Genomic DNA, 6,627 nt, shown 5'->3' with positions numbered 1-6,627 from the left:
GCACCCACCGGAACGCCCATTCTGGCGGCCGGAAACGGCGTCATCGAAGAGGCCGGACGCAAGGGCTACAACGGTAACTATGTCCGCATTCGCCACGCCAACGGCTACCAGACGGCCTACAGTCACATGTCGCGTTTTGCCCCCGGCGCCGCCCCCGGCGTGAAGGTTCGCCAAGGCCAGGTGATCGGCTACATCGGCACGACGGGCCTATCGTCCGGCCCGCATTTGCACTTCGAAGTCCTGGTCAACAACCAGTTCGTCAACCCGCTGTCGATCGAGGTGCCGCGCGAGCGCCAGCTCGAAGGCAAGGATCTGGCCGCCTTCCACAAGGAGCGCCTCCGCATCGACGACCTGATGCGCCGCGCACCCGTTCTGACCGCCAGCAAATAGCGCTCACACGCGCGCCGCGACCGCAGAAACACGCGTACCGCGCGCACTTTTGCGCCCTCATCCGTAGTCACTGGATAAGCAAAGCCCTCCCTCCGCTTGCGCGAAGAGAGGGCTCCACATTTACACGACTGCCTACTGACGGCAGCCCGCTGCTTACCTCACGCCGCCGCCTTCACCTGCACGCCGTTGAGCGTCAGCTTGCCGTCCTGCACCGAGACATGGACGGTATCGCCGTCCTTGACCGTACCGCGCAGGATCTCTTCAGCGAGCGGATCCTGAACCTGCTTCTGGATCACCCGCTTTAGCGGCCGCGCGCCGTAGATCGGATCGTACCCCTTGTTCGCAAGCCACGTCCGAGCCTGATCGTCGAGCTCGATCGTCATCTTGCGGTCGGCAAGAAGCGCCTGCAGCCGCTTCATCTGGATGTCGACGATCGACGCCATGGCCTCCCGCGGCAAGCGGTGGAACACGACGATCTCGTCGATGCGGTTGATGAACTCGGGCCGGAAATGCCGCCGCACGGCATCCATCACGAGGCCGTAGGCGTCCTCCTCGCTCATCACCTTGTCCTTCTCGCCCGGCATGCCGAAGCCCATCGGCTGACGCGGGTCAGCCAGGAATTCAGCCCCGAGGTTCGAGGTCATGATGATCAGCGTGTTCTTGAAGTCGACCGTGCGGCCCTGCCCGTCCGTCAGGCGCCCTTCGTCGAGCACCTGCAGCAGAACGTTGAACACGTCCGGATGCGCCTTCTCCACCTCGTCGAACAGCACGACCTGATAGGGCCGGCGCCGCACGGCTTCGGTAAGCGCGCCACCTTCCTCGTAGCCGACGTAGCCCGGCGGCGCGCCGATGAGCCGCGACACGGAGTGCTTCTCCATGTACTCGCTCATGTCGAGGCGCACCATCGCGCTGTCGTCGTCGAACAGGAACGCAGCCAGCGCCTTCGTCAGCTCGGTCTTTCCGACGCCCGTCGGCCCGAGGAACATGAACGAGCCGATCGGCCGGTTCGGATCCTGCAAGCCCGCACGCGCACGCCGCACCGCCGTCGCAACCGCTTTCACGGCTTCGTCCTGGCCCACGACGCGCTTCGCCAGCGCCTCTTCCATCTTGAGCAGCTTGTCGCGCTCACCTTCGAGCATCTTGTCGACAGGCACGCCCGTCCAGCGCGAGACGACGCCCGCGATCTGCGTCGGCGTCACCGCTTCCTCGACCATCACGCCCACCGTTTCGGCGGTCTCGATGTCCTTGAGCTTCGCTTCGAGATCGGGAATGACCGCATGCGCAAGCTCGCCCGCCCGCGCATAGTCACCCTTGCGCTGCGACTGCACGAGCTCGGTCCGCTTGCGGTCCAGCTCCTCCTTCACTTTCTGCGCCGAGCCGAGCTTGTTCTTCTCGGACTGCCAACGCTGGGTCAGAGCGCTCGACCGCTCCTCGAGGTTCGCAATCGTCCCCTCGAGCTTCTGCAGGCGGTCTTTCGACGCCTGGTCCGTTTCCTTCTTCAGCGCCTCACGCTCGATCTTGGCCTGCATCAGGTCGCGATCGATGGCGTCCAGCTCCTCGGGCTTGGAATCGACCTGCATGCGCAGGCGCGACGCCGCCTCATCGACGAGGTCGATCGCCTTGTCGGGCAGGAAGCGGTCCGTGATGTAGCGGTTGGAGAGCACGGCTGCCGACACCAGCGCCGAGTCCGTGATGCGGACGCCGTGATGCAGCTCGTACTTCTCCTTGAGGCCGCGCAGGATCGAGATCGTATCCTCCACCGACGGCTGGTCGACGAAGATCGGCTGGAAACGCCGCGCCAGCGCCGCATCCTTCTCGATGTTCTTCTTGTACTCATCGAGCGTGGTCGCACCGACGCAATGCAGCTCGCCGCGCGCCAGCGCCGGCTTCAAGAGGTTGCCGGCGTCCATCGCGCCTTCTGCCTTGCCCGCGCCGACGATGGTGTGCAGCTCGTCGATGAACAGGATGATGCGGCCATCCTCGGCCTGCACCTCGTTGAGCACGCTTTTCAGCCGCTCCTCGAATTCGCCACGGAACTTCGCGCCCGCGATCAGCGAGCCCATGTCGAGCGACAAAAGCTTCTTGTCTTTCAGACTTTCGGGCACGTCGCCTGCGACGATGCGCTGCGCCAAACCTTCCGCGATCGCCGTCTTGCCGACGCCGGGCTCACCGATCAGAACGGGGTTGTTCTTCGTCCGGCGGCTCAAAACCTGGATGGTGCGGCGAATTTCCTCGTCACGCCCGATCACCGGATCGAGCTTGCCGTTGGCGGCCGCCTCCGTGAAATCGCGCGTATAGCGCTTCAGCGCCTCGAAGCTCTGCTCCGCGCTCGCACTATCCGCCGTGCGGCCCTTGCGGATCTCGTTGATGGCCGCGTTGAGGCGATCGGGCGTCACACCCGCAGCGGCAAGAATCTTACCGGCTTCCGAGCCCTTCTCGAGCGCGAGCGCAAGCAGCAGCCGCTCGACGGTCACGAACCGGTCGCCGGCCTTCTCAGCAATCTTGTTGGCATTGTCGAACACGCGCGCGAGCTCCGGCGCGATGTAGAGCTGTCCCGCGCCGCCGCCGCTCACCTTCGGCTTCTTCGCCAGAAGCTGCTCGACCGCATCGAGCGCCTGTTTCGGCTGCCCGCCCGCGCGCGCGACCAACCCGGCCGCCGCACCCTCGGGATCGTCGAGCAGCACCTTGAGCAGGTGCTCCGTCGAAAACTGCTGATGCCCCTCGCGCAACGCCAGGCCCTGGGCCGACTGAACGAATCCCTTGGCGCGATCCGTATACTTCTCGAAATCCATCTCGATACCTCCTCAGCGCACGCCACCGCCCTCCTCTGAGGCTCGCATGTCGTGCCGTCACGAATGGTCTTCGGCAACGGAGTCCAGGCCCTAACCGGCGCCCGGCCTCCGCCGCCTGGAGCTGATATAGGTGGGCCCGGCCGGGTATAAAGGGGAGGGCCAAATAATCGGGGACCGGCCCGCCGTGGTATGAAAATACCGGACAAGCCAGGGGAGAGGCGCACGAATGACGGGTGTGGTTACGGGTCTCTATCGATATCCCGTCAAAGGCCTTTCGGCGGACCCGCTGCAGAGCATCGCCGTCGGTGCCGGCGAGACCCTGCCCTTCGACCGGGCCTGGGCAATCGAGAACGGCCCCACCCGGTTCGATGCCGACGCCCCGGCCTACCTGCCGCCATCGAGCTTCCTGACGCTGAAGCGGGAGGAACGCCTTGCCACCCTCGAGGCGCGCTTCGAGGAGCAGACATCTCGCCTGGTGCTCCTGCGCGGCGGGCGTCCGGTCGCGAGCGGAGACCTGTCGGCGCCGGTCGGGCGGCAGATCATCGAGCAGTTCCTGTCCGCCTTCATGGCCGATCGCCTGCGCGGCCGCCCGAGGATCGTCCACGCACCCGGTCACAGCTTCAGCGATACGGAAGAAAAACGCGTCCACATCATCAGCCTGCGCTCGCTGCGCGACCTCGAACGGGTCGTCGGCCGGCCAGTCGATCCCTTGCGATTCCGCCCCAACGTCGTCATCGACGGGCCGGCGCCGTGGGAGGAATTCAACTGGGTCGGCCGCGAGATCGCGATCGGCACGTCAGGCCCGCAGGCCGTGCGCCTGCGCGTCACCAGCCGGACGGACCGTTGCGCGGCGACCAACGTCGATCCGGCGACTGGCGCGCGAGATATGGCAATCCCCGCGTCGCTGCAGCGGGAATGGGGCCACGCCGACTTCGGCGTCTATGCCGAGATCCTGAGCGACGGCGACCTGTCCGTGGGCGACAGCGTAACGCTCTGAGCACTGGCGCTCCGGAACGACAGATGCAGCCTGCGACAAAATAAAGAGGCCGCGGGAGCGATCCCACGGCCTCGATGATGTTCGATGTGTCTGACGTGTGCGTCAGTCGCTGCTTTCCACGGCCGGCGTCGGCGCGGGAGGCGCCCCGACGTCGTCGCCTGCAGCCGCGGCCTCGCGGCGCGGACGGCGCACGGGACGGCGAAGGAACTCCGGCTGCTCGTGATGTGGCACCGGCGCGCGCTCGGCGCGGCGTGGTGCTGCGGCGGCCTCGACACCGATATCCGGCTGCGGAGCCCGATCCTGACGCTCGACGCGCTCGACCCGCTCAGGGCGATCGCCCCGTTCCGGACGATCCATGCGTTCCGGACGATCCAAGCGCTCCTGACGATCGACGCGTTCCGGACGCTCGGCCCGCTGGAAGCGATCGTCGCGATTGCCACGATCATCGCGGTTGCCGCGGTCGTCACGATTTCCACGGTCGCCGCGGTCGGAGAAATTGCGGTCCCCACCCCGGTCGCCGCGATCTCCGCGGTCGCGATTGAAGGACCGTCCGCCGCCGTCATGGCGCGGTCCGCGGTCGTCGTAACGCGGACCGTCGTTGTGGCGCGGCTGTCCTTCGCTGCGCTGCTGGGGCTGCGAATAGCCCTGCGGCTGGCCCTGCTCGCTGAACTCACCGTCCTCGTCGCCGAATTCGTCGTTCATCGAGACCGGCTCGCCGAAGCCTGCCGGACGCGGCCGGCCCTGGCCGTTCTGCAAGTCGCCGCCGCCCTGCGCGATCTGCTGCTCGCGGTAGGTCATGATGATGCGGTTGTAGTGCTCAGCATGCTGGAGATAGTTCTCCGCCAGCACCGGATCGCCGCTCGACTGGGCGTCACGCGCAAGCGTGATGTACTTCTCCGCAATGTGAGCGGGGGTGCCACGAAGTTTGACGTCCGGGCCCGTGCTCTCGAAGCTGCGCGTCAAAGGGTTCTGGCCCTTGCGGTTGTGATTTCCGCCACCACCGCCGCCGCTGCCACCGCCACCGTTGTTGTTGCGGCCGCGCCCTCTGCGGTTCTGCTGTCCCTGCCTCATAGGCTCCATTCTCGACAGTTGTGAAAATCGTTGCGTGCCGCGCGCGAAACCCGCGGCTGTCCAAAAAGACTGACCCTCCGCGGTCCCATTCGCCGCGCTTCGCTAGACCGGTTGCCCGGCGGATACCTAAAAAAAACCCCCGGCCTCGCCGTGTTGACACCGATCAGAACATTGCGGCCCCCGATGCCGCAATCTGATCCATCTTTAAATTAGTGCCCGAACGACAAAGCATATCCGAAAGGGAGGAGCGTTAATGCGATTGGCACCCAAGGCCCGGATCGGGAGCACGCAGAACCTGCGGCATCACCAACGGCGCCTATCCGCCGATATCGCACTTCGCCATGCGCGAAATAATGACAAACAAGAACGCTGTCATCGGCCATTGCGCATGGCCTTGTGTCCTGTCCCCATACATTAGACCCGACTGGTAGCGATTCCAAGACCTTTTAGAGTGATGGATAATGCTGTATCTTTACTGCAACACAACGTGTGTGCTGGCCGAGATCCTGCCACACCTTGATCTCACGCTCGATTCCAGGCTGCCCCGCTGACCGGAAAAGCCGCGCAACGTCCTCGGCCTGTCCGGCCCCAACCTCGACCACGACCCACCCCTGCGGCACGACCCGCTCCGCGTCCACGGCGAAAGCCCGGTAGAAGTCGAGACCGTCCGCACCCCCGTCGAGCGCAGCGCGCGGATCGAACTGCCGCACCTCCGGATCGAGCCCCGCGATGTCGCCGGAGGGGATGTAGGGTGGGTTCGACACCAGGAGATCAAACGGCCCCGTCACACCGTCGAGCGTGCGACGGGCCAGAAACTCCGCCCGCCCCATGACGCCGAGGCGCTCCGCATTCGCCCGCGCCGCCGCGAGCGCCGGTTCGCTGATGTCTGTTCCGACCCCTGAGGCCAGCGGCAGCTCAGCCAGCAGCGTCACGAGCAGCGCGCCCGAACCGGTGCCGATATCCAGAATGCGGATCGGCCGCTCGCGCCAGCCTTCGCGCGCCGCGATTTCCAGCACGGCTTCGATCACGGTCTCGGTGCAGGGCCGCGGATCGAGCGTCGCAGGCGTGACCACGAAGTCCCGTCCAAAAAATCCGCGTTCGCCAAGAATGCGCGACACCGGCTCACGCGCGCGCCGCCGGACTGCCATGCTGGCGATCTTTTCCGCCCCGTCCACGCTCACGCGCCGCTCGGGCTCCCGCAGCAGGTCCGCCCCCGTCATGTCCAGCGCGCCGAGCACCAGCAGGCGGGCGTCCCGCGCCGCGCCGTCGATGCCGGCCTCGGACAGCTCGCGCGTCAATCGCACGATCGCCTCGCGAGCCTGAAGTCCCTCGTAGGATGTGGGCGTCGCGCCGCTCATGTCCGTTTCCGTCATGGCC

Annotated in this window: 5 protein-coding genes (1 of these 5 running past the window's edge); 2 read left to right on the top strand and 3 right to left on the bottom strand. The window is 66.0% G+C overall.

Annotated features, from left to right (window positions below):
* A protein-coding gene (locus tag K2Y42_RS15080; protein WP_291154012.1) for a M23 family metallopeptidase crosses the window boundary here: on the top strand, nt 1-390 show its end. Its footprint begins 1,653 nt before the window's first position; the window shows 390 of its 2,043 coding nt (coding positions 1,654-2,043); its start codon lies beyond the left edge, outside the window; it ends in the stop codon at nt 388-390.
* 158 nt (nt 391-548) lie between these two features.
* Here K2Y42_RS15080 and clpB read toward each other — a convergent pair whose 3' ends face one another.
* Nucleotides 549-3,182: an ATP-dependent chaperone ClpB gene (clpB, locus tag K2Y42_RS15075; RefSeq protein WP_291154010.1), complete on the bottom strand. Its 2,634-nt coding sequence runs from the start codon at nt 3,180-3,182 to the stop codon at nt 549-551.
* A gap of 226 nt (nt 3,183-3,408) precedes the next feature.
* Here clpB and K2Y42_RS15070 point away from each other — a divergent pair, with 226 nt between their 5' ends.
* On the top strand, nt 3,409-4,179 hold the full coding sequence (locus tag K2Y42_RS15070) for an MOSC domain-containing protein (RefSeq protein WP_291154008.1): 771 nt from the start codon (nt 3,409-3,411) through the stop codon (nt 4,177-4,179).
* Nucleotides 4,180-4,281: 102 nt separating this feature from the next.
* On the opposite strand, the gene K2Y42_RS15065 is transcribed toward K2Y42_RS15070, so the two are convergent.
* Nucleotides 4,282-5,250, bottom strand: a complete 969-nt coding sequence (locus K2Y42_RS15065) for a DUF4167 domain-containing protein (RefSeq protein ID WP_291154006.1) — start codon at nt 5,248-5,250, stop codon at nt 4,282-4,284.
* A gap of 446 nt (nt 5,251-5,696) precedes the next feature.
* Nucleotides 5,697-6,623, bottom strand: a complete 927-nt coding sequence (gene prmC, locus K2Y42_RS15060; protein WP_291154004.1) for a peptide chain release factor N(5)-glutamine methyltransferase — start codon at nt 6,621-6,623, stop codon at nt 5,697-5,699.
* Nucleotides 6,624-6,627: the final 4 nt, after the last annotated feature.

This window comes from Hyphomicrobium sp., from assembly GCF_019744875.1.
Taxonomy (GTDB): Bacteria; Pseudomonadota; Alphaproteobacteria; order Rhizobiales; family Hyphomicrobiaceae; genus Hyphomicrobium_C.
The sequence above is the reverse complement of the archived record's forward strand: the minus strand, read 5'-3'. Positions and strand labels throughout refer to the sequence as shown.